The 2,702-nt window shown below is 66.9% G+C and carries 3 protein-coding genes; all 3 read left to right on the forward strand.

The window, feature by feature from the left end; genetic code table 11:
• The first annotated feature begins 187 nt into the window (after positions 1-187).
• A complete protein-coding gene (locus QZ709_RS10660) occupies positions 188-1,987 on the forward strand; it encodes a bifunctional diguanylate cyclase/phosphodiesterase (protein WP_294637266.1) in 1,800 nt (599 codons plus the stop codon).
• A gap of 13 nt (positions 1,988-2,000) precedes the next feature.
• Positions 2,001-2,393 carry a hypothetical protein gene (locus tag QZ709_RS10665; protein ID WP_294637268.1) on the forward strand — a complete coding sequence of 131 codons (393 nt, stop codon included), beginning with the start codon at positions 2,001-2,003 and terminating at the stop codon, positions 2,391-2,393.
• Positions 2,393-2,702 (forward strand): GAF domain-containing protein (locus tag QZ709_RS10670; protein ID WP_294637269.1); only part of this gene is annotated, 310 nt, incomplete at its 3' end. The genes QZ709_RS10665 and QZ709_RS10670, both read left to right, overlap by 1 nt.

A 2,702-nucleotide genomic window follows, 5' to 3' on the forward strand; every position in this document is an offset into this window, starting at 1 on the left:
TCGGTGTCAGCGACGTGACCGGGCTGGTGCGCTGGGCCCTGCGCGTGGGACTCGTGAAGGACGACACACTTTGAGCGCTGGCCCGGGTCAGTGTCCGCACCTCCTGACAACACGGATCAAGAACTCCTGACAGCCGGTCGCAGACGGTCTTCCTACATTGGATTCCACTGCTTTCAGGGGATTCCGCTTGACCGTTCAATTCGCTCCCGCGCCCGTGCTGACGTCGGCTTTCGAGCTCGGGCCTCGTCTGCTGCACGAGGCATTCCACCGCACGCTCTCGCCGATGGTCATCACCGACACGACGGGACGGATATGCCATGTCAACCCGGCCTTCGAGCAGGCCACGGGCTACGAGCTGGCGGAGTTGTACGGCAAACAGCCCACCGTGATGCATTCGAGGATGCAGAGCAGCGATTTCTATCGCCGCATGTGGACCGCGCTGTTGCAGGAGGGGCGGTGGCAGGGCGAGATCTGGAATCGCCGTAAGGACGGTCGGCTTTTCCGGGAGTGGTTGAGCATCTCGGCCCTGCAGCAGGCTGACGGGGAGGTCACGCACTACCTGGGCGTCTACAGCGGACTGGCGTCCACCCGCATGGCCGACGCGCAGTCCGAGGACTATGGCGGCGTCGACGCGGTGACCGGCATCCTGGGCCGGCATGCGTTCATCAAGGCTGCCGAGCGCCTTCACGCGGTGACGGGGCCGTTGGCCTTCATGGCCTTGGACATCACCGGCTTTACCGACATCAATGAACACCATGGCCTGTACTGCGGTGACGGCCTTCTGCGCCAGGTGGCTCATCGGTGCACGCAAGCCGCGGCCCTGGCTGGCGTCGAGTGCGTCGTGGGTCGCGTCGGGTCCGACGAGTTCGCCCTGGCGTGGGCGATCGGTGGACTGGATGGCGAAGACCGGCCGCGAGAGCAGGTTCACCAGATGGCCGATCAGATGCGCCAGGCGGTGGCCACGCGCTATCAGCTCGATTCCGGCCGGTCGGTCGACCTCCGGGTCTCGGTGGGGCTGGCCGTGCTGACGGCGGACGCGTTGGTGGCCGCCAATCAGACCGGCTTCGAGCCGGGCGTGGCAGATGCCTTGCTTCAGGCTTCTGCAGCGCGGCAGGCGCAGGGCGCACCCGCCTGCAGCATGCAGCACTATGACGGCCTGGAGGCTGAGCGCCGCCTGACGCGCGCGCTGCGAGAGGACATCATGGCGGGACGCCTCGACGTGGTGTTCCAGCCCAAGGTGCGGCTGAGCACCAGTTCACCCGTGGGGCTGGAAGCCCTGTGCCGCTGGACCGGGCCCGACGGGCAGGCAGTGCCGCCCAGCGTATTCATCCCGCTGGCAGAGCGCCATGGTCTGATTGCCGAACTGGGCGACCGTGTCCTGGAGACGGTGCTGCGCAGCCTGGCTCGATGGCACGAGGGTCACCTCAGCCTGCTGCCCGTGGCCGTGAACTTCTCGGCAGCGCAGTTCAAGCGCCCTGACGTGGTCGCGCGCGTCGAGGCGGCCCTGGCCCGCCACCGTGTGCCGCCAGAACTCATCGAGCTCGAGCTCACCGAGTCGGTGCTGCTGGAGGACTTCGAGGCGGCGGTGACCACCCTGCAGGGGCTGCGACGCCTGGGGTTGAGCCTGTCCATCGACGACTTCGGGACCGGCTACTCCTCACTGGCGTACATGCGGCGCCTTCCGGTCAACTGCATCAAGATCGACCGCAGCTTCGTGGCCGACCTGGTGAGCGACGACAGGACCCGCCACGTGGTGGCCACGGTGATCAGCCTGGCTCACCGCTTCGGCATGGAGTGCGTGGCCGAGGGTGTGGAGACGTTCGAACAGGTTCAGGTGTTGATGGAGCTCGGCTGCGAGCAGGCACAAGGGTACTTCTTTGCCCGGCCGCTCGCGCCTGATGCCCTGGCGCCCATCCTGGCCGGCCGCACACCCTGGATCGAAGTGGTGGTGGCGCCGGGCCTGTCCGTCAGCGGGCAGGAGCACTGAGATGCAGCCTTGTTTGCTGATGCTGGTCGCGCACGCGGACCGGCGACATGAGGTGATGCTGGCGTGGCGCCAGAGCATCTCTGCGGGCACGGTGCTCATCGCGGAGCACGCCTCGGATGCGGCCTTGTATGCGCTGGCCTACAGGGTCTCGGTGGTGGTGCTCGATGAGGCCTGCGACGGGGTCTCTCCCGCCTTGCTGCGGCACTTCCGCAGACAGTTGCCCCAAGCGCGGATGCTGGTCTTCGGCGAGGAGCCCCGCGGGGGGCGGCCGCCGGTTCAGCCGTGGTCAGGCTTGTCAGCGGCGCTGTCAGCGCAGGCCACAGGCAGGTCACCTGTCGATGTCCGTTCAATCAAAGCCGATGAATCGGGACCAGCGCGCCCGATGACAGAAGAAGGAAATGTGTGATGCAGATTGCGCGCAAACCGTTGGACGAGCAGGCCCGCCTGGCCGTGCTCCGGCGCCTTGAAATCCTGGATACCGAGCCGGAAGAGGTGTTCGACCGCATCACCCGGCTGGCGAGCAGGCTGCTGGGGACGCCGATCAGCGCGGTGTCGCTCATCGACGAGCAGCGGCAATGGTTCAAGTCGATGGTCGGGCTGCCAGTGCGTGAGACGCCGCGTGACTGGGCCTTCTGCGCCCATGTCATCCATGGCACCGACGCCTTTGTGGTGCACGACGCCCAGGCGGACGACCGCTTCCTGGACAACCCCCTGG

Source organism: uncultured Aquabacterium sp. (assembly GCF_913773725.1).
In the GTDB taxonomy this organism is placed as follows: Bacteria; Pseudomonadota; Gammaproteobacteria; order Burkholderiales; family Burkholderiaceae_C; genus Aquabacterium.